Source organism: Streptomyces sparsus (genome assembly GCF_054776295.1).
The window spans coordinates 1-1,296 of sequence record NZ_BAAHCA010001177.1; the positions used below are offsets into that span (position 1 = coordinate 1).

The 1,296-nt window shown below is 73.4% G+C and carries 1 protein-coding gene; it reads left to right on the forward strand.

Annotation, left to right across the window (positions count from 1 at the left end):
- Positions 1-239: 239 nt before the first annotated feature.
- Positions 240-1,271, forward strand: a complete 1,032-nt coding sequence (locus tag ACYVE9_RS27250; RefSeq protein WP_461030556.1) for an adenosine deaminase — start codon at positions 240-242, stop codon at positions 1,269-1,271.
- The last annotated feature ends 25 nt before the right edge of the window (positions 1,272-1,296 follow it).

A 1,296-nucleotide genomic window follows, 5' to 3' on the forward strand; every position in this document is an offset into this window, starting at 1 on the left:
TCCCAGGCGTGGGCAGGGCCGGACTGCGGCACACCGGCGGACGGCGGCGTGGACGGCGGACCCCCGGGCGAGGAGGGCGGCGTCTGCTCACCCGGTGGCGCCCACGGGTTCGTTTCCGCTGGTCGGTCCTGTTCCTGTGCCATGGGCCCCTCCCCGGTTCCGGTTCGCCCACATCGTATGCGCGCCCCCTGACGCGCCCGCATACGATGACGGGCGCCACCTGCCACCGGAGGATCCCGTTGTCCGCACCGCATGACCTCACCGCGTTCATCGCCGGCCTGCCGAAGGCCGAACTGCACGTCCACCACATCGGCTCCGCCTCACCGCGCATCGTCGCCGAACTCGCCGCACGGCACCCCGGCGGGACCGTGCCGTCCGATGTGGACGCGCTCGCCGACTACTTCACCTTCCGCGACTTCGCGCACTTCGTGGAGGTCTACCTCTCCGTGGTGGACCTGATCCGGGACGCGGAGGACGTGCGCCTGCTCACCTACGAGGTGGCGCGCGACATGGCCGCGCAGAACATCCGGTACGCGGAGCTGACGGTGACGCCGTTCAGCTCGACCCGTCGCGGGATCGCGGACGTGGCGTTCGTCGAGGCCATCGAGGACGCCCGGCGGGCCGCGGAGGCCGAGCTGGGCGTGGTGCTGCGCTGGTGCTTCGACATTCCCGGCGAGGCCGGACTCGAAGCGGCCGAGGAGACCGCCCGCATCGCCTGCGAGCTGCGCCCCGAAGGGCTGGTGTCCTTCGGTCTCGGCGGTCCCGAGATCGGGGTGCCCAGGCCGCAGTTCAAGCCGTACTTCGACCGCGCCCTCGCCGAGGGCCTGCACAGTGTGCCGCACGCCGGCGAGACCACCGGTCCTGGCACGGTCTGGGACGCGCTGACCGCGCTGCGCGCCGAGCGCATCGGGCACGGCATCGGTGCGGCGCGCGACCCCGAGCTGCTCGCCCACCTCGCCGAGCACGGCATCCCGCTGGAGGTGTGCCCGACGTCCAACCTGGCCACCCGCGCGGTGGCCTCCCTGGACGAGCACCCGCTGCGGCAGTTGGTCGACGCCGGCGTGACCGTCACCGTCAACAGCGACGACCCGCCGATGTTCGGCACCGACCTCAACACCGAGTACGCCGTCGCGGCCCGGCTGCTGGACCTGGACGCCGCGGGCGTCGCCGCGCTGGCCCGGAACGCGGTCGCGGTGAGCTTCCTGCCGGAGGCCGGCAAGGCCGCGCTCCGCGGTGAGATCGACCGCCACCTGGCCGGCTGGCAGGGCTGACCCGACCGGCGGAACCGGCGGTTCC